The organism is Pantanalinema rosaneae CENA516 (assembly GCF_050753385.1).
In the GTDB taxonomy this organism is placed as follows: Bacteria; Cyanobacteriota; Cyanobacteriia; order Leptolyngbyales; family Leptolyngbyaceae; genus Pantanalinema; species Pantanalinema rosaneae.
Genome location: NZ_JBLZFZ010000005.1, coordinates 151,687 through 173,096, shown reverse-complemented (window position 1 = coordinate 173,096; position 21,410 = coordinate 151,687). Strand labels below are relative to the sequence as shown.

Annotated in this window: 17 protein-coding genes; 14 read left to right on the top strand and 3 right to left on the bottom strand. The window is 48.9% G+C overall.

Going from position 1 to position 21,410, the window contains the following annotated elements; translation table 11 throughout:
* Position 1 precedes the first annotated feature (1 nt).
* Positions 2-1,015 (bottom strand): M48 family metallopeptidase, encoded by a 1,014-nt coding sequence (locus ACN4EK_RS04525; RefSeq protein ID WP_431656298.1) that lies wholly within the window; start codon positions 1,013-1,015, stop codon positions 2-4.
* 382 nt (positions 1,016-1,397) lie between these two features.
* The gene (gene clpB, locus ACN4EK_RS04520) at positions 1,398-4,016 is read right to left on the bottom strand and encodes an ATP-dependent chaperone ClpB (protein ID WP_431656297.1); all 2,619 of its coding nucleotides are present in this window, start codon (positions 4,014-4,016) and stop codon (positions 1,398-1,400) included.
* Positions 4,017-4,109: 93 nt separating this feature from the next.
* On the opposite strand from clpB, the gene ACN4EK_RS04515 reads away from it, so the two are divergent.
* From ACN4EK_RS04515 to ACN4EK_RS04475, 9 genes are all read left to right on the top strand, one after another.
* Complete coding sequence (locus ACN4EK_RS04515; protein WP_431656296.1) at positions 4,110-4,241, top strand: hypothetical protein; 132 nt, start codon at positions 4,110-4,112, stop codon at positions 4,239-4,241.
* 480 nt (positions 4,242-4,721) lie between these two features.
* Positions 4,722-4,967: a hypothetical protein gene (locus ACN4EK_RS04510; protein WP_431656295.1), complete on the top strand. Its 246-nt coding sequence runs from the start codon at positions 4,722-4,724 to the stop codon at positions 4,965-4,967.
* A gap of 620 nt (positions 4,968-5,587) precedes the next feature.
* Positions 5,588-6,325 carry an NADH-quinone oxidoreductase subunit NuoB gene (gene nuoB / locus ACN4EK_RS04505; protein ID WP_431656294.1) on the top strand — a complete coding sequence of 246 codons (738 nt, stop codon included), beginning with the start codon at positions 5,588-5,590 and terminating at the stop codon, positions 6,323-6,325.
* A gap of 393 nt (positions 6,326-6,718) precedes the next feature.
* Positions 6,719-7,690: a sodium-dependent bicarbonate transport family permease gene (locus ACN4EK_RS04500; RefSeq protein ID WP_431656293.1), complete on the top strand. Its 972-nt coding sequence runs from the start codon at positions 6,719-6,721 to the stop codon at positions 7,688-7,690.
* Positions 7,691-7,696: 6 nt separating this feature from the next.
* Entirely contained in the window at positions 7,697-8,011 is a 315-nt protein-coding gene (locus ACN4EK_RS04495; protein WP_431656292.1) for a P-II family nitrogen regulator, read from the top strand.
* 196 nt (positions 8,012-8,207) lie between these two features.
* On the top strand, positions 8,208-8,915 hold the full coding sequence (locus ACN4EK_RS04490) for a carbonic anhydrase (protein WP_431656291.1): 708 nt from the start codon (positions 8,208-8,210) through the stop codon (positions 8,913-8,915).
* Between the two features lie 145 nt (positions 8,916-9,060).
* The gene (locus tag ACN4EK_RS04485; protein ID WP_431656290.1) at positions 9,061-10,458 is read left to right on the top strand and encodes an MATE family efflux transporter; all 1,398 of its coding nucleotides are present in this window, start codon (positions 9,061-9,063) and stop codon (positions 10,456-10,458) included.
* A gap of 17 nt (positions 10,459-10,475) precedes the next feature.
* A complete protein-coding gene (locus ACN4EK_RS04480; protein ID WP_431656289.1) occupies positions 10,476-10,961 on the top strand; it encodes a GNAT family N-acetyltransferase in 486 nt (161 codons plus the stop codon).
* Positions 10,962-11,062: 101 nt separating this feature from the next.
* Positions 11,063-11,779: a potassium channel family protein gene (locus ACN4EK_RS04475; RefSeq protein ID WP_431656288.1), complete on the top strand. Its 717-nt coding sequence runs from the start codon at positions 11,063-11,065 to the stop codon at positions 11,777-11,779.
* On the opposite strand, the gene ACN4EK_RS04470 is transcribed toward ACN4EK_RS04475, so the two are convergent.
* The gene (locus ACN4EK_RS04470; RefSeq protein ID WP_431656287.1) at positions 11,736-13,349 is read right to left on the bottom strand and encodes a cation:proton antiporter; all 1,614 of its coding nucleotides are present in this window, start codon (positions 13,347-13,349) and stop codon (positions 11,736-11,738) included. The genes ACN4EK_RS04475 and ACN4EK_RS04470 overlap by 44 nt on opposite strands.
* A gap of 70 nt (positions 13,350-13,419) precedes the next feature.
* Here ACN4EK_RS04470 and ACN4EK_RS04465 point away from each other — a divergent pair, with 70 nt between their 5' ends.
* The 5 genes from ACN4EK_RS04465 to ACN4EK_RS04445 all read left to right on the top strand — a co-directional run bounded on the left by ACN4EK_RS04465 (position 13,420) and on the right by ACN4EK_RS04445 (position 21,289).
* Positions 13,420-14,007: a DUF3124 domain-containing protein gene (locus ACN4EK_RS04465; RefSeq protein ID WP_431656286.1), complete on the top strand. Its 588-nt coding sequence runs from the start codon at positions 13,420-13,422 to the stop codon at positions 14,005-14,007.
* 390 nt (positions 14,008-14,397) lie between these two features.
* Positions 14,398-18,408 (top strand): GAF domain-containing protein, encoded by a 4,011-nt coding sequence (locus ACN4EK_RS04460; RefSeq protein WP_431656285.1) that lies wholly within the window; start codon positions 14,398-14,400, stop codon positions 18,406-18,408.
* Positions 18,395-19,225 carry a beta/alpha barrel domain-containing protein gene (locus ACN4EK_RS04455; protein ID WP_431656284.1) on the top strand — a complete coding sequence of 277 codons (831 nt, stop codon included), beginning with the start codon at positions 18,395-18,397 and terminating at the stop codon, positions 19,223-19,225. Before ACN4EK_RS04460 ends, ACN4EK_RS04455 begins: the two co-directional genes overlap by 14 nt.
* Positions 19,226-19,289: 64 nt before the next feature.
* On the top strand, positions 19,290-19,595 hold the full coding sequence (locus tag ACN4EK_RS04450) for a hypothetical protein (protein ID WP_431656283.1): 306 nt from the start codon (positions 19,290-19,292) through the stop codon (positions 19,593-19,595).
* Positions 19,596-19,609: 14 nt separating this feature from the next.
* On the top strand, positions 19,610-21,289 hold the full coding sequence (locus ACN4EK_RS04445; RefSeq protein WP_431656282.1) for a glycosyltransferase family 4 protein: 1,680 nt from the start codon (positions 19,610-19,612) through the stop codon (positions 21,287-21,289).
* Positions 21,290-21,410 lie beyond the last annotated feature (121 nt).

Below are 21,410 nucleotides of genomic sequence, written 5' to 3'. Positions count from 1 at the left end.
ATTATTCCGATCGCTTGATGCGATCGATTTCCTGTTGTAGTTCTTCTAATTGGCGACGGAGGTTGTCTACTTCAGCTTGGGTAGTGCTGGATGTGGAGTTAGGCGATTGGGGGGGAGTCGTTGGGTCTGTGGGTTGCACCGGCACATCTACCGATCCTTCGGCTCCGGCGCGGCGATAGTTTCCCTGGCGAATTTGGCGGTAGTCCTCAGAACCCGACCATTCCCGTAAAAAGTGAACTCGTTCTACGGCAAAGGGATGGGTAAGAAACACACCAGCCGAAAGATCGTTGTACAGGAAGAATTTATAAATTTGGTTTAAGCCATCTTCATCTAAGCCCTGATAGCGTTCTGACTGCCGAATGAATTCATCCAGGCTAATTTCGTGGGCATGTTTGGTGCTACCACCCGCCATTTTCATCATCGTGTGCATGACGGGATTCAGATCATCGGTGACTAACAGCGCCGCGCGATCGGCAGAGAGTTCGGCTTTGCGTAACCACTCAAAAAATGCCATTAGTAGCCCCGTGGTAATCAGGGTACTTAAGCCAAAGGTTAAATCGGCTAACCCGGAAACCGCCTGAACCGTCCACATTGCCATTTGGATCAGGGTACTGTGCCCACACTTGATATGTCCCAGTTCATGGGCGATCACGGTTCGCAATTCGGTTTCATTCATCAAGTCCAGCAGCCCACTGTTAATCGTGATGCTGGGGTGGTCCTGCCCTAATGCCACCGCATTCACCAGGGGATTCTGGGAAATAAATAGATCGGGTTCAGGGTAAATATCTAAATCCCGTAAGCAGTCGCGGAATATTTGGTATACCGAAGCATACTGCCGAGGCCCAACCTGAATACTATTTCCCATCAAATAGACAAAGCGGGGACGCTCAGATAAGTATTCGACAAAGCGGCGGGCAACTAAGTCAAACCCTGGCACAGACCGCAGAGTTTCTTCTGCCTGACGATCGAGCGGGTGACGAAAGGCTTCACTAGAAATTCCGGTATAGGTTGGCATAATGACAAAAAATCGAGCGTAGAACGGGGAAATAAAAACCTGATTCCCTTCTTTTGTATCTTATGCGCCTGTTTCTTGGCAGGCTCTCGGTAATAATTTCGTCAATCCACCTGAACCCAGGCAACCTGTTAACCTCCTAAACCTCAATCCTGCCTTCTCCTGGAATGGCACTACGTCCCGAACCATTTTGCCCGCTTAGGTGGAATTCGTTTCTCTCTGTCTGTTTACCTCTAGTCAATCCCGTCAAGCTATCTCCTTGGTTGTGTGCGGAAAGACTCCCTCTAGCTCGATCGTGCTGGAGGGTTTTTTGTGAATTGGGATAACAAAATCGGGGTGAACCATTGCCCACCCCTAAAACTATCTCTGTTATTGAGTTATCAGGTTATTGAGTCGTTAGCACTTCCGACGGTAGTCGCTTGAAGGCAAGCCGTTCGTTTTCCACATCCACAAAAATCGTGTCATTTTCATGGAAGTCTCCTCGCAAAATGGATTTCGCGATCGCGGTTTCTAATTCGCGTTGAATGGCTCGCTTCAACGGTCGAGCGCCGAAGACCGGATCGTAGCCCACATCTGCCAGGAAGTCGATCGCGGCATCCGATAACTTCAGTGCCATCTTGCGATCGGCTAACCGCTTGCTCAACCGTTGCACCTGTAGTTGCACAATCTTCCGCAGTTCGGACTTTTGTAAGCCGTGGAAGATAATGATCTCATCAATCCGGTTGAGAAATTCCGGTCGGAAGCTGGTTCGCATCGCTTCCATGACACGGCTCCGCATTTCGTCATAGCGAGAGTCGTCACCGGCAACATCCAGAATGAATTGGGAACCGATATTGCTGGTCATGATGATCACTGAGTTCTTGAAGTCTACGGTATGCCCTTGAGCATCCGTCACCCGCCCATCATCGAGAATCTGCAACATGACGTTGAATACATCCGGATGGGCTTTCTCGATTTCATCAAACAGAATTACGGCATAGGGACGACGACGAATGGCTTCCGTCAGTTGTCCACCTTCGTCATAGCCAACGTACCCTGGAGGCGCACCAATTAACCGGGAAACGGTATGCTTCTCCATGTACTCAGACATATCAATCCGCACCATCGCTTCCTCGGTATCAAAGAGATACGCGGCTAATGCTTTTGCCAGTTCCGTTTTACCCACCCCAGTTGGGCCCAGGAAGATAAAGCTTGCAGTCGGACGATTGGGATCGGCTAACCCGGCTCGCGATCGCTGAATCGCATCAGCGACGGCAGTCACCGCTTCATCCTGACCCACCACACGCTGATGCAGTTCGGCTTCTAAATGCAAGAGTTTTTGCATCTCCGACTCCACCAGTTTGCTAATCGGAATTCCTGTCCACTTAGAAATGATCTCGGCAATGTCGGATTCGGTGACTTCTTCCCGCAACAGAGATTTACCGCTGGTTTGGGTTTCGGTTAACCGTTGTTCGGCTTCTTGCAGTTGGCGGTTCAAATTAGTCAGCTTGCCGTACTTCAATTCAGCCGCCCGATTCAAGTCGTAATCCCGTTCTGCCTGCTGAATTTCCACATTCACCCGATCGATCTCCTCCTTCAAGGATTGGATCTGGGTGATCTTGTCTTTTTCAGCCTGCCACTGGGCATTTAGCGTACTTTGTTCTTCTTTCAGATCGGCCAGTTCTTTCTCCAGTTTTTCCAGGCGATCGCGGGAAGCTGGATCGGTTTCCTTCTGGAGCGACAATTTTTCCATCTCCAGTTGCAGAATCTTGCGATCGGCTTCGTCTAATTCCTCTGGCTTAGAGGTAATTTCCATTTTCAGCTTCGCCGCCGCTTCGTCTACCAGATCGATCGCCTTGTCTGGTAGGAAGCGATCGCTGATGTACCGGGTGGATAGGGTTGCCGCCGCCACTAACGCACTATCGGAGATTTTTACCCCGTGGTGAACCTCATACCGCTCCTTCAGACCCCGCAGAATCGAGATCGTATCTTCAACGCTGGGCTGATCCACATAAACTTGTTGGAACCGCCGTTCCAGTGCCGCATCTTTCTCAATGTACTTGCGGTATTCATCCAACGTGGTCGCACCAATACACCGCAGTTCGCCCCGCGCCAGCATAGGCTTCAACAGGTTGCCTGCATCCATTGCCCCCTGAGTGGCTCCCGCTCCAACGACGGTATGAATTTCATCAATGAAGAGGATAATTTGACCCTTGGAGTCGGTAACTTCTTTGAGGACAGCTTTTAACCGTTCCTCAAACTCACCGCGATACTTGGCTCCGGCGATTAATGCCCCCATATCCAGGGCAATCAGTTTGCGATCCTTCAGCGATTGTGGCACATCACCACTGACAATCCGTTGTGCCAGCCCTTCAGCGATCGCCGTTTTGCCCACCCCCGGCTCACCAATCAGTACCGGATTATTTTTTGTCCGGCGAGATAGAATTTGAATCGTGCGGCGGATTTCGTCATCTCGACCAATCACAGGGTCAAGTTTGCCTTCCTCAGCGAATTGCGTCAGATCTCGCCCATATTTCTCTAAAGACTCGTATTTCCCCTCAGGATTCTGATCTGTCACTTTTTGGCTTCCTCGAATCTGGTCGATCGTTGCTTTGAGCTTAGCTTCATCTAGTCTAAATTCAGTGAACAGTCCTCTACCAAATCGCTCGTCTTTGTCATACGCCAGCAAAAAATGTTCGACCGAAATAAATTCGTCGTTGTATTGTTTCCGCAGGGCATCGGCGCGATCGAGTAATGTGTCTAAGCTGCGTCCCATATAGACCGAACTGCCACTTCCCGAGATCTTCGGCTGGCGGGCAATAAAGGCTTCGGTATAGTCACGTACCCGTTGAACACTAATGTTTAATTTATTGAACACACTGACGGCAATCCCCTCTTGTTCGAGCAGGGCTTTCATCAGATGTTCAGTTTCAATTTGTTGTTGTTGAACCTGTCTAACAATATCTGTAGTTCTAACAATGGCTTCCCAGGCTTTCTCCGTCATTTGGGATTGGTTTGGCTGCATAACTCCCCCTGGATGATTAAATTTCCGCTATCGCCATTGTAAGGAAGTTAGCAGGATGACAGAGATCGGTATTCCCACCTTCAGAGATCGGTATTGCCGTCTCTGAGAGATCAGTTAGCGCGATCGCGAGCCGCAAAGGATACCAAAATCGGCGATCGTGCCTGTAGCGGGCATCAGCGTTGGTTCGGAATTACTACTGAAAACGATGCCGATCGCGATCGTTGATCAATCACTCAATAAAAGCTCAGAAAAGTTACTGAGAATGGAGAAAAAATGGCTTAATCTTAGCTTTAAACTTTCCGTATCCGTTGTGAATCTTTTAGGTATTTCTCCAGTTAGTTCATCTAAAAAATTCATTTTTTCAAAAAATTAAGCCTCATTACATATCTCTTTAAAACCCGTCCGTATAGCGACGTAAAAAAGCAAAAACTCGTCAAATTATAGTCTGAATAAAATCAGGAAACCTACTCAGGTCAACAATCTCTGACATCTCCTTTAATAGGGTTATCGATTAAAGGAGACACTCAAATGTTCGGCAAAGGTCAATCTCAAAACGCTGCTAATGGTCTATCTACTGCAATGAGTAATGGTGGTGTTATTCTACCAGCACACTTAGGAGTTCAATCAGATTTGTCGGTTCCACTCTATCAATCTGGTGCGAAATCTTCTAGTGTTGACTCAATGGTTGGTGGCACAACTCCTTTGATGACTGAATCTTCTTGGCAAGAAGATGTAAACACCTTTGTGGCATCCTATGACTACTCTGGTTACGGTGGTTACGGTGGAGTTGTCGAACCGACTCCTGAACCCGAACCCATCGTGCGCCGCTACAACCAGGGGATTGGCAATGGAGCGGAAGGTGGCGATCCTGGTAAGTCCCAACCTCATGGCGGTAGCAATGATGAGGGTGGCAGACAACCCGGAGAACGCTGGTTCCCGAAGCTGTTCTAAGCCATTGGCAAAACACTCTAAATCCGCTTAGAACATCACTTCTAGCATCTACCTTTCATTTATGTCAGAACTAGTCAGGAGCCAGGTTGCTTACTGTTAGTCCAAAGGTCTAATTGGATTAACACCTTATATGGCTCCTGGCTTCCTATTGTTTAAAGGCACAAAAACTCTAGGATGAGGCATAGCGCGGCTTGCTGCAACCAAAAGGACAGTGATTTGATTGGCTCCACTACGGATTTTATATTTAGCATAGTTAGCGCTTCAGGAATGCTAATTTGAACCGGTGTAGTCACCTATTCGGCATCATTTCATCTGAAGGATTTTTCTCCTGCGACTAATATTTTTTGTCACTATTCTGACTGAAAAATTGCCGAATCTGGAAGCCAACTTGCAGAATGATGAATGCCGATCGCTGTAGTGATTTGAAATACTAAAGTAGCATTGGATTTTGGCTTCCCTTCATCATTCTGCTACCGCAATTTCTCCTGGCTGTTCCTTGTCATTAAGCCATTAATTTATCTTTCTCAGCCAATTAAATATTTGGATGTGAGCGGCTTTAACCGATCAGGCTGACTCAATATCCAGCCCCCAAATCCCTTTTCCTAGATGGAGTGCTACTCATGACACCGATCGCCCCTACAAACCCTACAACCGCATCGGAAAAATTGCCCTTAATCAATCCCGTAGCTTACCCCGAAGTGACCCAGCAACTTTCGGAGAATGTCATTCTTACCACTGTGGATGATCTGTATAACTGGGCAAAGATGTCCAGTTTATATCCTCTGATGTATGGGACTGCCTGTTGTTTCATCGAATTCAGTGCCATGTTAGGGGCGCGGTTTGACCTGGAACGGTTCAGCATGTTCCCCCGCATGACTCCACGGCAAGCTGACCTATTAATTACGGCTGGCACCATTACGATGAAATATGCTCCCGCCCTAGTACGTCTGTATGAGCAAATGCCAGAACCCAAGTATGTGATGGCAATGGGCGCTTGCACAATTACCGGGGGAATGTTTAGTGCTGATTCTCCCAGTGCAGTACGCGGGGTTGATAAGCTGATCCCAGTCGATGTGTATCTACCGGGATGTCCGCCCCGCCCCGAGGCGATTTTGGATGCGATCGTCAAATTACGGAAAAAGATTGCGAATGAAACTTTGCTAGAGCGATCGCAGACCGAGCAAACCCATCGCTACTATAGTCGTTTACATCCGATGGTTGCCGTACCCACGGTACATGATGGTAAATATCTGGAACGTGTAGAACAACCAACGTCGGTTGAGCCACTAACGTCAGGGCAGCACCTACCCTTCTCAGCCATCGGGCAGCATAACTTGGGTAAACCGCTCTTGCCCTAGCCCTCTCCCAAGGAGAAAGGCAACCAGAGCCGTCCGAAAACCCTTCTCCCTGGAGAGAAGGGTTGGGATAACGGAAATTTAGTTTCCCATCGGGTCAATTTATCCAAATTCTATCGACCAAATTTGTGTCTAGACAATATTGCAAATCATTGCAAACTATGAATTTTTACTGATTTTTAACTTAATTGTCAGTTTTATCCCTACTTAAAAGACCCAAATTTGCCTCCCTAGATTACTCCTATACAGGAGAAGGTTGGTTTATAAAGAAATAATCAGCATTTCATTGACATCAGGTGACAGGACACGATACATCATGATCCAATCGTTACCGTCAGCAGATGATAATGCGAAGTTTTCTTAAGTTTGCGGTTGTTCAGTGTGAGGAGGGGTGACATGGATGCCAATTTGATCGTATCCAACATCCTGAATCCACCCATTCTGTTCTTTTTCTTAGGGATGACTGCCGTTTTGGTGAAGTCTGATCTAGAAATCCCACCTCCAGTGCCAAAACTCTTTTCGCTGTACCTTCTCTTGTCGATCGGGTTTAAGGGTGGAGTCGAACTGGTTAAAAGCGGTGTCACTCAGGAAGTTGTTCTCACTATTGCGGCAGCCATGCTCATGGCATGTTTAGTGCCGATTTACACCTTTTTTATCCTGAAACTGAAATTAGATACCTACGATGCGGCGGCGATCGCGGCAACCTATGGTTCCATTAGTGCCGTAACGTTCATTACCGCCAGTGCCTTTCTCAATGAACTGGGGATGGCATTTGATGGTTACATGGTGGCAGCGCTAGCATTGATGGAGTCACCGGCAATTATTGTGGGATTAATCTTGGTCAATCTATTTACCTCTGATCAAGGGGAGCGGGATTTTTCTTGGCCTGAAGTTTTGAAAGAAGCCTTTCTGAATAGCTCTGTGTTCCTACTAGTGGGCAGTCTGCTGATCGGCGTACTGACTGGAGAACACGGCTGGGAAGTCCTATCTCCGTTTACCCAAAGCATGTTCTACGGAGTTCTCACCTTTTTTCTGTTGGATATGGGGCTAGTGGCTGCCCGAAGGATTAAAGACTTACAAAAAACTGGGGCTTTTCTGATCTCTTTTGCCATACTGATTCCAATACTAAATGCTGGGATTGGATTACTGCTCGCGAAGTTTATTGGCATGTCTCAGGGAAATGCTTTGTTATTTGCCGTGTTATCTGCCAGCGCTTCCTATATCGCTGTTCCAGCGGCGATGCGATTAACTGTGCCTGAAGCTAATCCTAGCTTGTATGTTTCTACGGCTTTGGCAGTCACCTTTCCGTTCAATATCATCGTGGGAATTCCACTTTACTTGTACGGAATTAATTTACTGTGGGGGTAATCCAATATGCACCTCGTTAAAAAGATAGAAATTATTGCGAATTCATTTGAACTGAGCAAGATTTTGGATGGCTTGGATCACGCAGGCGTTCATGGTCATGCTGTGATTCGTAATGTTTCTGGTAAAGGCTTACGCGGAGACGCAACCGAAGATTTAGACATGACCATGTTGGATAACGTCTATATCATCGCGTTTTGTATGCCAGAACAGATTAAACCTGTGATAGAGCATATTAGACCACTACTGAATAAGTTCGGCGGAACCTGTTACATTTCAGATGTTATGGAGATTCGATCGGTCAAATGTATTGCCTCACTCTGACCGAGTAAAGAGTGAAAAATGAAAATTAAAAATAGCAACTATTCGTTCAATTTTTAATTTTGCATTTCTAATTCTTTGTAAAGATCAATCTTGTTGGTTATATCAGGGCAAGTTGAGGTAAAAAACTTGCCCTGATCACTGTGATCGGTGGTTAGAGCAATACCAAACGCAGTTTTTAGAAGATAGGAGAGTGGATATGAGCCAGGGGCAAAATTTTGTTGGACGGCGAGCCTTTTTACAGCTAGGAGCGATCGGCGGAATTGGCTTAGGTATGACTGCTCGTGACTATTTCTGGCAAACCAAAGTAGCGCAAGCTGCCGAATCACAACCGGATCTAAGCCCAGATGCCGCATTGCAAAAATTAATGGAGGGGAATCAACGGTTTGTCCAGCAGCAAGTACAACATCCCCATCAATCCCATAGTCGCTTACTAGAAGTGGCTCAGGCACAGCACCCCTTTGCCACGATTCTGAGTTGTGCCGATTCCCGTGTACCGGCTGAAGTTCTATTTGATCAGGGGATTGGCGATATTTTTGATGTCCGCGTGGCTGGAAATATTGCCTCTCCCGAAGCGATCGGCAGCGTGGAATATGCGGTGGCATTGTTAAGTAGTCCCTTACTCATGGTTCTGGGTCATGAGCGGTGTGGAGCCGTGACGGCGGCGGTGCAGAAAGAAGCACTACCCGGCGATATCAGTACCTTTGTCAAGGCAATTCAACCTGCCCTGACTGGACGGGAAGAACCAACACCCGAAGGGATCGATCGCGCCGTCACCGCTAATGTGCATTATCAAATCGAGCAGTTGCAGCGATCGACTTTAGTTTCGGAGCGGCTTAAATCTGGCAAGTTGAAAGTGGTGGGTGGGCGTTACGACCTGGATACGGGAACCGTGACCCTGCTTTGAACTGAAGGGTTCGCCCGATCGGAGGTAGCAGGAGGAATCGGTCTGAGGGAGGATGTAGTGTTGTATTACCTGTATTACAAAGTCTGAGGGTGTTCAGGTAATCCGCTCTGCCGATACCGTTTTGCTCGTCCTGTATCCGTTCTTCATGAAGCATCTACCTGCAAAATCCCGACTGCTGACCGAAGTTCGGGAGAGTTTGATTCTGGCGCTACCTCTGGCAGGAGCGCAACTTGCCCAATCGGCAACTGGATTTGTCGATACGGTTATGATGGGCATTTTGGGCAGTGCCACGATCGCGGCGGGAGGGCTGGGAGCCATTACCTTTAATGGTTTGGTGTTAGTGACCAGTGCGATTCTGTCGGCGGTCAGTCCCCTAGTGGCTGAAGCCTATGGGTCTGGCAATCGCCACCGAGCTGCCCAAGTGACTCGCCAGGGCTTATGGTTAGCGGTAATCATGACCATTCCCCTGATGGTGATTCTCTGGAATGGTAATGCCTTGCTGCAAGGGCTGGGGCAAGCTCCGGCAACGGCGAGGCTGGCTGAATCGTATTTACGGTCGATCGTTTGGGGCTGTTTTCCGGCACTGGCGTTTGCCGTGTTGCGAAGCTTTGTATCAGCGTTATCCCAACCGCGACCGATTATGGTGATTGTAGTTGGCGGCACTTTACTGAATATTGGTGGCAACTATGTCCTGATCTTTGGCAAATTTGGGTTGCCAGCTTTAGGATTGGCTGGAATTGGCTGGGCAAGTACCCTGTCCTTGTGGAGTATGTTTCTGGCATTGACGGGCTACATGGTTTGGAATTCCACTCTCCGCTCTTATCGAGTGTTTCACCAATTGTTCCGATTTCAGGGCAAACTGATGCGGGAACTGTTGCGCGTCGGCTTACCGATCGGTGGTTTGGTCATGGTGGAAGCGGGACTATTTACGATTACTACCTTTCTGATGGGACAGTTGGGCACCGTGACGTTAGCCGCCCACCAAGTTGCCCTACAAACGGCAGCGATTACCTTTACGGGAGCCTTGGGGGTTTCCTTTGCTACTACGGTGCGGGTGGGACAACTGGGCGGACAGGGAGATACCCGGGGTATGCGGTTAGCGGGATTGGTGGGGATTGGGTTAGGGGGTGCTTTTATGGCGCTGATGGGGATACTGTTTTGGGCGATTCCCGATCGCATTGTGGCGCTGTATTTGGATGTCCATGATCCTGCTAACCAAGCCGTAATTAGTCTGGCCAAGCAGTTATTAGGCGTAGCGGCGGTATTCCAAATTGTTGATGGGTTGCAAGTGACGGCGGCGGGAGCCTTACGGGGATTGAAGGATACGCGCCTGCCGATGCTGATCGGCTTTGTTGCCTACTGGTGTGTCGGGTTAACGATCGGCTATCTGTTGGGTATTCGCTTCGGCTTTGCGGGGGTGGGATTATGGTGGGGTTTGGCGATCGGGTTGATGGTAGCAGCAGTGGTTCTGACGTTACGCTTCCTGCATCTTAGCGATCGCTTGATTCAGGCGGCTGACTCGACGGCAAACTTAACTCCCTAACTTTTTCCATACTGGCGATGATGCAATCACCCCAACCAACCCTCTCTTTCCGGGCCGCCACAGAGCAGGATGATGTGATCCTGGCGCAGCACTTCTATCATCTCTGGCTGGATAACGGAGCCACAGCGAATGATATTGTTGCCGATTGGCAAACGGTGGTACAGCAATTTATTGATCACGCTCGACAGACCCTAAACTATCAAGCGTTTGTGGTGGAAGCGAATGACGCGATCGTCGGTTCAGTGGGGTGTCAATTATTTGCTGGATTATATCCGTTAGTGTTGGCAGATCATCATCGCAAATATGGTTATATCTGGGGGGTGTATGTTGAAGCCGCCTATCGTGGTCAAGGGTTAGGGAAGCAATTAACAGTCCAGGCGATCGCCTACCTGAAGTCCTTAAATTGTACTCGCATCATGCTGCACGCCTCACCATTGGGCACACCTGTATACAAGCGGCTGGGATTTTCTACCAGTAACGAAATGCGATTCGATCTGCGGTGATTGGTTGAGGGAAAAGGGCTTTCACGCTCTATTCATCTGCCCCCTTCGGTAGCTAGAACGCCTATAGTAATCTGTAATATTGATGCTTGGATGGTCTAGCGATGTACGTGGTAATTGGTGGTGCGGGGATGATCGGGCTGGGTTTAGCCCAGCAATTATTACAACAGGGGCATACGGTTGCCATGATTGATATCGATCCCCTTGCCTGTCGATTTGCGCGGGAAAAAATCGGTGTGATGGCCTTTGAAGGCAGTGCTGTGAGTACAGTGGTTCTGTTAGAAGCCGGGATTCGACAGGCGAATGCAGTGGTGGCAGCCTTAAGAGATGATGCGCTTAATTTGGCGTTGACCACTCTATCGAGAAGCTACGGGATCTCTCATATCGTGGTGCGGATGCGCGATCGCGAGTTTTTGGAAGCCTATCGGCTGGCTCAAGCCAGCCACATTATTAGTACAGTAGATCTGGCAGTGGCAACGATGTCAAATGCGATCGAATATCCTGAAGTCGAATCGATGATGCACTTTGAGCAAGGGCAGGTAGAGGTGCTGAAGTTGCCTGTTCCCAATGGTTGCTATGTAGCAGGACGGAGTGTTGCCCAGATCGCTCAAGATTCTCGCTTCCCGAAGGGCTCGCTGATTATTGGCTATCAATGCCACGCCTGTGCCAATCTAGAAATCCCGAATGGCAATACCGTGTTAGAAGCGGGTTCAACCATTCTAGTTGTGACCCGTTCTGAATCAGTGCATCCCATGATCGATTTTCTAGGAATTCAGGCTAGTCATCTGCCAACGTTAGAAGTTTCTCATCCAACTCTTTGATGTAAGGCTGCACCAAATCCTCCGGAACAATGCGCTTGCGGAGGGCATCCCGGACGGCTCCTTTTTCTGCCAACAACAATTGGCGGCGAATGGCATCAAGTCCGCTACGATCGCTTTTCAAATGACCTGCCCGATACTGGTTATAAAGATCACGCAATACTCGCTCAGACTGGGCGACTCGCGCCTGATAGGATGCCCAGAGTTCTTCATGAATTGCCTTGGGCAGCACTCCTGATTTCAGCAAACTATTCAGTTCATCCTGGGCAGCTTTGGCAGCAATCAATTGAAGCTGGAGCTTGCCAACTTGCTCCATTGCCTCTGAAACGGGGCTAATTTTAAGCCGTTTGACCAACCAGGATAAGCTTAACCCCTGTCCCACCAGAGAGAAGAGGACGGCTCCAAACACCAGTTCAATAATACCTGCCCGTCCCGGCAAAGCCAGGGGGATACTCAGTGCCAGTGCCATCGACAGCGACCCTTTGATATTGCCCAGAACTAGAACATGCTGCCAGCGTAAGGGGATAGGGCGATCGAACCAGCGCAACCCTGCCAGCAGTATATAAACCGAGAGGATTCGTCCGAATTGGTATGCCAGAATCACCAGCAGGATGGCAGGCAAAATTCTCCAGAGCGTGATGGGATTAATCTCCAGGCCGATCAAGAGAAAGATAAAGGTATTGACTCCGAAGCCGGCATATTCCCAGAAAGTTAGTAAAGACATGCGATCGGAGGCAGACGAACTGCGGGGCAAGCCCAAATTGCCAAAGATCAATCCAGCAATGACTACGGCAACGGCTCCCGATACCCCCAGAAATTGCCCAATCTGGAATGTTCCTAAGGCTAGGGCGACAGTTAATAACAGGCTGCTTAATGGATCATTGAGGCGAGTAAAGATAGGCAAACTCAGATAGCCCAGGATGGCTCCTACCCCCCCTCCACCTAAAGCAACAATCAGCAGTTCTTTAATACCATCGACAACGGTGAGAGAGCCGGTGGTATAAACCACCAAGATCAAATTAAACGAAACTAGCGCCGCTGCATCATTAAACAGGGTTTCTCCCTCGACAATGGTGGACAGGCGGGAAGGGACACGGATTTCCTTGAAAACAGCAATCATGGAAACGGTATCCGTATTTGCCAGAATCACGCCAATCAATAAAGCAGGAATCCAGTCTAGCCCTAAACCATACTTGACAATCGCCGCAATAATTGCGGTCGAGAAAATAGATCCTGGGCCTGCTAACAGAGCGATCGGCTTGAATTTGCTTTGCAGACGACTGATATCGGTATTGATTGCTGCCTCAAAAATTAGAATGGGTAGGAACAAATTGAGGACAAGAGAGGGATCTAACCCAATCCGCCGCGAAAACACCTCTGTAATGGGCAACCCTGCCAGCACTAACCCGGTGACATAGGGAATTCGCAACCGCTGACTCACAAGAGCAACCACCGTTGCCATCATCAGCAAAACAATCAGAATAATGACCAGTTCAGGAATGCTGCCTGCCGCTTGACTGTTTTCTATAGGGCTGCTATCGAATGGATTCTGTTGTGCAACAATCCACTCCATTGCTGATCTTCCCATACGTGGCTATTCCCCAGAGTTTAAACTACTGTTTGAGTCTAGCGGGGTTCCGGCTATGCTTGAAGGATTAATGCAACGGGGTAAATGGGAGATGGGGCTGAAACATCATCCGTATTTTACTGGGGTGATTGTGGCGATCGCGCTTGCTTCCTGTTCAACCCAAACTCACCTATCCAATTCATCATCGGTTCCAAACCAGGAAACTCAGCTTCAAACCGTTCCCCTCAATCAAGACGATATCGTGATGGGGCAAACCGTTTATGTGCCTATCTATTCGCATATCTATCATTACAATAGCCAAGATCAGGTGATGAATTTGTCAGCGACGCTTAGCGTTCGCAATACAGACTCGACCAATCCCATTATCATTACTGCCGTGAGGTACTACGGTACGGATGGTCAACTGATTCGGCAAGACATTGAGCGTCCAGTCGCCCTAAAACCCCTGGCTTCCACGAGCTTCTTTGTTGCAACAGATCATACCAGTGGTGGGTCAGGGGCAAATTTTCTGGTGGAATGGGTTGCAGAAACAAAGGTTTCAGAACCTGTGATTGAAGCAGTCATGATTAATACCTCTGGAGGACAGGGCATTTCACTGATCAGTTCTGGGAAGGTCGTTAAGCAGCGTGGCAATAAACATTAGCCTCAGTAGGTTTGAATCATAGTTGAGTAGCTCTGTCATGGCAAGATGTTTGACTCTATATCGCTTTTGACTCCATACAATGTTTGAGGTAGTTGTTGAGTCAATTGAATAAACCAATTTTATGTAACATAAGCGATTAACATAAACTATTCGTAGCGACAATGTAAAGAAATATTGACAAAATGGGAGTAAACATGGCTCCTATTGAGAGATATTACTAATTAAATTCAGACTCAGTGGAAATTTGTTAAGCGGTTGTAAGTAATTGCTATTGGATCGGGATGAATAGGTTTAAGGATTGGTATTCCGTTATACCATTTGGTCACTTATGTGACTTGTCTGCATCTAAGGGCGATCGAGGTACAGTCAGATCAGGATTAAAAACCGATCATGAACCTAGCTCAATACTGGCGTTATTTCAGGCAGCTTCCTCAGTTTGACTGGTCTCAGCGAGCAATAGTTGGGCTGATTCTACTGATCACATCAGGATATTTGGGCAATTATTTCCGTTGGACACTATTTTTTGACATTGATTTTTTGTTTGGTTCAGTTGCCGTTTGGCTGGTCGTTTGCCTGTATGGCACTAGATGGGGCACCCTCGCCGGATTCGTGGCTGGTCTTTGCACCTATGTGATTTGGCACCATCCCTATACCACCGTCACCTTTACCTTAGAAGCGCTCTTCGTTGGTGGGCTATTTCACCGTCAACACCGGAATATTGTGTTACTCGATGGGTTGTTCTGGCTGCTGCTGGGCGCTCCATTAGTTTGGTTATTCTATGCCATCATTCTCCGGATCGACCCGGTACAAGCCCAAATTATTTTGCTGAAGCAGCCGGTGAACGGCATTTTTAATGCGTTGATTGCCAGCCTCTTACTCACCTATTTACCCATTCATCGCTGGGTCGATCGCCCGCAAGCCATTCGGACTCTAGCCTTCCGGCAAACGTTATTTAATTTGCTGATGGCATTTGTGCTAGTGCCAACCTTGACGTTGATTATTTTGAGTAGTCGGCAGGTGGTCAATGATATTCGAAGCGATGCTCAAACCAGTGTGGCAGTCATTTCTAAATATCTGGTTGCAGAAACGCAACTCTGGTATCAACAACGAGTGCAAGCGATCGCTAGACTAGCGGCTTTAGTCGCGACTGCCCCAACCGATCTCAATAATTTGGCTCAAAGTGCCGAGGTGATTGGACAAACATTTCCCGACTTTCACCATATTCATGTTGTGGATGCTGCCGGAAATTTACTGTTGGATGTTGATCCGTCGGCTGCCTTACCAGCCATTAGTTTGAATGCGACGGCTCAGCTAGAGGTCGATCAGCATCCTGCTGCCAATCATCCCATCGTCTTGAGTCGTCTCTATCTAGAGCAGGTGAAGCGCACTCGCCAACCGTTGCTATCGCAGGTTTACTTTCATCCAGGGGCAACCCCGATCCCGATCGTCATCCTGGGAGTGCCCATTTTCCGGGGGCAAACATTTGGGGGGATGGTGCTGGCGGAAATTAATCTCAGTAATATGAATACTGTTTTAAAGGCAGATATTCAGGAACAGCCGCTTGAGATTACGTTGCTGGATCGCCAACGCACAGTCATTGCCAGTACCCGCCCAGATTGGGTCGCCCAGCCTGATTTCGATCGCCAGCAATCGGGGGAGATTTATCCGTTAGCGGCAGGAGTGTACCACTGGTTGCCGACCCAGGGGAGTCGTTTAGTCATGGTGCGCTGGAATAACTCGGTTTTTATTAAAGCAGCGGTTGATGACCAAACGGGTTGGAGCATCATTGTTGAACTGGCGGCGACCCCCTATGTGCAACATATTCAGCAGGTTCACACCCGAAATATGGTGTTGCTGCTGTTAATCTGTGGAGTGGCATTGGTACTAGCCAGTTTAGTCAGCCGCAAAATTGTGAATCCCATTGCTCAATTAGCGATCGTCACCACTAATCTGCCCCACAAACTGTTGGAACAAGAGCCAATTCCCTGGACCCCTAGCCGGATTACAGAATTGGCTACGTTAATACAAAACTTTCGCTTGATGGCAGCGGCACTGAAACAGAAATTTTTGGAAATTCAACAAGTCAATGAAACCTTAGAACAACGAGTTCAAGAGCGCACACAAGCCTTGCGATACATGAATGATCAGTTGGCGGCTGAAATTGCCGAACGACTTCAAGCGGAAGTGGCATTGCGGGATAGCGAAGAACGATTCCGGCAGATGGCAGAAAACATTCGAGAAGTGTTCTGGATGAGTTCTGTCGATAAGCAACAACTACTTTATGTCAGTCGTGCCTATGAGGTCGTTTGGGGACGCAGTTGTGAGAGTTTATATAGGTCGCCAGAGTCGTTTGTTGAGGCAATTCATCCAGAGGATCGATCGCGGGTTTTGGCAGCATTCTCCCGACAGATGCAAGGAACCTATAGTGAAGAATATCGGGTGATTCAGCCGGATGGCAGTGAACGCTGGATTTGGGATCGTGCCTTTCCAGTTCGCAATGCAGCAGGAGTGGTCTATCGGATTGTGGGCGTGGCTCAGGATATCACCGAACGCAAACAGGCGGAGGAGGTATTACGGCAGCAGGCAGAACGGGAACGGTTACTGGCGGCGATCGCTCAACGGATGCGGAGATCGTTAGACCTGGAGAAAGTTCTAAATACCACGGTGCAAGAGGTGCGGCAGTTGCTTCAGGCAGATCGGGTATTAATTTACGAAATTTGTAATGGTACAGGCCGCGTTATTACTGAATCGACCCATCCAGACTATTCGACGGTTCTAGAGCAGGTGTTGCCAGCAGAAATGTTTCCGTTGGAATGTTATCAGTTTTATCGGCAGGGGTCGATCCGCCTGGTCGTCGATGTCGAAACAGATGATATGTCACCCTGTTTAGTGGACGTGTTGAGGCGGCTGCAAGTTCGGTCAAAACTGGTTGTGCCCATCTTGCAAGGAGAAGATTTATGGGGGTTATTGATTGCCCATCAATGTCGTTCCAGTCGGCATTGGCAAGCCTGGGAAGCGGATTTGTTACGCCAACTGGCAACTCAAGTGGCGATCGCTATTCAACAATCTAACCTGTATCAACATGAACAACGGTTGAACTCGATTCTGGAAGCGCAGGTGGAAGAACGCACAGCCCAATTGCAACAAGCCTTGACCTATGAAGCAAGCTTGAAGCGGATTATTGAGAAGGTTCGGGATAGCCTGGATGAATCACAAATTTTGCAAACGGTCGTCAAGGAATTAGTCGATAGCTTGCAGGTCTATCGGTGTGATACCGCATTATTTAGCTCCGACCAGATTCTACTGATCTCACACGACTTGATGACTGGGGTGACAGCCACCCAAACCGAGTTGGTGCCGAGCGTGAACCTGGCGGCTATTTACCCCCAATTGTTGGCAGGTCAAAGTCTCCAGTTTTGTGATGCTGTATCCCTGCGGCAGACTGACGATCCCAGGGCAATTCTGGTTTGTCCGATTATTGACAATCAGGCGATCTTAGGGCATTTGCAGTTATTTCGGCACAGATCGGCGAATTTTAGTGAGTCAGAAATTCGTCTGGTCTCCCAGGTGGCGAACCAGTGTGCGATCGCGGTACGGCAAGCCCGGTTATATCAGGCGGCTCAAATTCAGGTACAAGCGTTAGAGGAACTGAATCAGCTTAAGGATGATTTCCTCAGCACCGTTTCCCATGAATTGCGGACTCCAATCTCCAATATGAAGATGGCCATTCACATGCTCAAACTGTCACCAACGACCGATCGCCGCGATCGATACCTGGAGATTTTGCAAACTGAATGTATCCGGGAAGCCGATTTGATTAATGATCTATTGGATTTACAACGCTTAGCCTCCGGGACTAAGGTGTTAGACCTGGAAGCAATTCCGTTGCCAACCTGGGTGATGGAAGTGATTGAGCCTTTCCGCGAACGCACCCAAAACCGGGAGCAAACCCTACAGGTTAATCTGCCTGAACATCTACCAACGCTAGTCTCCGATGCCGCCTGCCTCAACCGCATCTTGGCGGAGCTACTGAACAATGCCTGTAAATACACGCCGCCCGGTGAACATATCACGCTCACTATTCAAGTTAGACCCCATTCCTACACTACGGAAATGGCACGAGCCGAGGGGTTTGCTTCCACTGGCATTGTGCAACTGATTGTCTGTAACTCGGGAGTTGAAATTCCGCAGCAGGAGCTACCTCGACTCTTTGACAAGTTCTATCGTGTGCCTGGGATCGATCGCTGGAAACAGGGGGGCACAGGCTTAGGACTGGCACTGGTACAAAAATTAGCCGAGCATCTCGGGGGCACAATTCGGGTTGAAAGTAATTCCAATCGCACCTGTTTTACAGTAGAATTGCCCATCCAAACTCCTTCTGTTACTGATGTCCCTAACTAAGCCAATTATTCTCTTGGACACCACGATGCGAGATGGTGAATTAGTACCTGGTGTGAAGTTCACAGTCGCCCAGAAACGAGAACTCGCTCAATTGCTGGAACAGATGGGTGTAGACGTAATTGAAGTTAGCTATCCGGCAGCGTCGGCACAGGACTTTGAGGCGATCGTGCAAGTCTCCCAAGTGATTGATCACGCGATCGTCTGTGGCTTAAGTGGTGCGAAACCCAGTGAGATTGAGCAAACCGCCGCCGCCCTGCGATCGACAACCAGACCGCGAATTCACACCTATGCGATGGTGCATTTACCCAAAGTTTCGCAGCAACCCCAGACCTTAGAGTTAATCAAAACCAGTGTCGCCTTAGCCAGAAATTACTGTGATGATGTGCAGTGGAGTGCGTTTGATGCCACTCGCAGTGACCCAGATTTTTTATGTCGAGCGATCGAAGTAGCGATCGCCGCCGGAGCCACGACGATTAATATTCCCGATAGCTTGGGAATTGCCACACCAGAAACATTCTCTAATTTGATTACCCAGGTCAGGCAGCGAGTGCCGAATATTGATCAGGCGGTGATTGCTGTACATTGCCATGACGATCGCGGATTTGCCGTAGCTAACGCGATCGCGGCGATGCAAGCTGGAGCCAGACAAATTGAATGTGCAATCAATGGCTTGGGTGCCCGCAACGGGAATGCGAATTTGGCTACAATCGTGCGATCGTTACTGCAACAATACCCAGGCTTAATAGCGGTCAATCCCAAGGGGCTCGATCCTATCTCAGCCAGAGTGACACAAATGATGCAAATAACGCTTTGTTAACACTAGTTAAAATCGGTGTGAAAGAATTCAAAGATTATTTTTTCTGGGCGTATAGTAACAGTGGGTGTCACATTCGGTTTGTGACATCTGGTTATATCGTGGTCAGCCAGCACTGATGGCAGGAGGTTTTATGCAAGTAGAACGCTGTAATGCCAAGCCCCTCACTCCCGCAGAACAACAAGAATTAGAAAAGTTAAAAGTTGTGATTAATCGGGCAGTCGCGGATGGTGTGATCACCCCCAGTGAAATCACCCATATCAAAGCGACGATCGCGGCGGATGGCAAAGTGTTAATTGAAGAACTGGATTTAGTCCGGGAATTAATTCGAGATAAGGTTGATCGGGGCGAAATCGTCTACGATTGGTCTTAAAACTCGATTTCCTTATGGCAAAAACAGCCGCAATTCTGTATCAGCGAGCGGGATACGATACGAATAGTCAACGGCTGATGGGTCGTCAGGCTGCCAGTGAAGGCTTCCTGAAAGCCATGAGCCAATATGGCACTGCTGAATCGCTCTACTGTTACACCCGCACTCGCCAAGAGTTTGAAGAATTCTGCCAACAGGTGCGCCCCTGGTTAGCCAAGGGGCGATCGTTGCGCTGGGTGTCCTCTGAAAATCCGATCGCCCTGGCGGAACCAGGGGTATTGTATCGCCCTGATCCGATGCTGTCACAATTGGCGTGGCAACGTCGCTATCGCCATCAATCGGCGTATAGTCTCTGTGGTATTACCCACACCTTAGCGAGTAAAGAGGTGATGACGGGCTTGGGGGATTTGTTGATTGCGCCGATTCAACCCTGGGATGCGGTGATTTGTACCTCGATCGCGGTCAAAACTCTGGTCGAACGCCTGCTGCATGATTGGGCAGATTACCTGGCACAACGGGTTGGGGCACGTCCCAAGATCGACTTTAAACTGCCAGTGATTCCGTTAGGAATTGATAGCGCCGCATTTTTGCAGGGACAGGCGGCTCAAGACGCACGACAACAGTTACGCCAGCAGTTAGGGATTGCGGCGGATGAACTGGTGGTATTGTTTGTTGGACGCTTGATCTTTCATGCGAAAGCCCATCCACTGCCGATGTATTTGGCGATCGAACAGGCAGCCCAGGCAACGACGACTAAAGTGCATTTAGTCCAGGCGGGCTGGTTTGAAGATCCGCAACAGGAAGCGGCATTTAAACAAGCGGCAGCAACCTTTTGTCCCAGTGTTAATGCCGTGTTTGTCGATGGACGGCAACCGGAAATTCGGCAGTCGATCTGGTCAGCCGCCGATGTTTTTATTTCCCTGGCGGACAATATTCAAGAAACCTTTGGGTTAACCCCGATTGAAGCGATGGCAGCGGGATTGCCAGTGATTGTGACGGACTGGGATGGCTATCAGGAAACAGTGCGGCATGAAGTGGATGGATTTCGGATTCCGACCACCTTACCCCCAGCCGGTTGTAGTGGAGATTTTGCAGCTAACTACTTTGAGGATACGCTCAACTACAGCACCTATGTCGGTCATATTAGCCTTATAACAGCAGTTGATATTGAGGCTTGTACTCAAGCGCTAACGGCGCTATTTACCCAGCCAGAACTGCGCCAACAGATGGGGGCAAATGGACGACAACGTGCCCGTGAGGTTTACGATTGGCAAGTGGTGATGCGATCGTATGAAACGCTCTGGCAAGAGCAGGCAGAATTGCAAACAGCCGCTACTGTAACGGCTCCGGTGGCGGCGGGACAACCTGCCCAACCTCTGTGTGATGATCCCTGTCGGTTGTATGCCCATTATCCCACTCAACAATTGTCTGGTCATCAGGTGTTGGCGTTGGGGGCGATGGCAACCCCCGATCGTTTGCAACAATTACGGGATACCTGGATGGTCAACTTTGGTGCGGATCGCCGATCGTCCCCTGGAGTGATCGATCAAGTGATTGCCGCGATCGCCCAGGCTGGCTCCCTGACGGTGGCAGAGATTGTGCAGCAGTGGGGTGGCACAGACCCCGCCTCCCGTATCCGACTGATCCGCACATTAGTCTATCTGCTGAAGTTTAATGTCTTGCAACCAGTGAAGTAATCCGATCGGGCGACCCAGACGGATGAAGGCGATCGATCCGGACTAGCCGTAACTTAATGAATGTTGCGGTGATGCAACTCTTCTTTGCTGCCTCCCCCAGCGGCACCTGTAGACTGCTTTC